Origin of the sequence: Mesorhizobium sp. M1A.T.Ca.IN.004.03.1.1 (genome assembly GCF_003997555.1) — a bacterium.
Lineage (GTDB): Bacteria > Pseudomonadota > Alphaproteobacteria > Rhizobiales > Rhizobiaceae > Mesorhizobium.
The window spans coordinates 1-253 of sequence record NZ_RZTV01000695.1 but is presented as its reverse complement, the minus strand read 5'-3'; the positions used below and the strand labels follow the sequence as shown (position 1 = coordinate 253).

1 pseudogene is annotated in these 253 nt (G+C 62.1%); it reads right to left on the bottom strand.

The annotated features are described in order from the left end of the window. A pseudogene (locus EOD29_RS33450) lies at positions 1-253 on the bottom strand (MarR family transcriptional regulator); the annotation flags it as partial.

The window sequence follows — 253 nt, the reverse complement described above, 5'->3', positions numbered from 1 at the left end:
CGTCGTCGATCAGGACCAGCTCTTCGTTCGACAGATTGGCCTCGATGCGGGCGAGCAGCTTGAACAGCGCCTTCTGGTCCTTCTTGTCGAGGCCTTTCAGCGCCTGCTTCTCCGTCTTCTTGACCGACTTTTCGATGGCGCGGATGGTTTCGCGGCCGGCGTCGGTCAGGAAGATGTGCGCCTGGCGGGCATCGGCGTTGGAGGCGCGCTTTTCGAGGAAACCCTGCGCCTGCAGCCGGTTGATGGTCTTGGT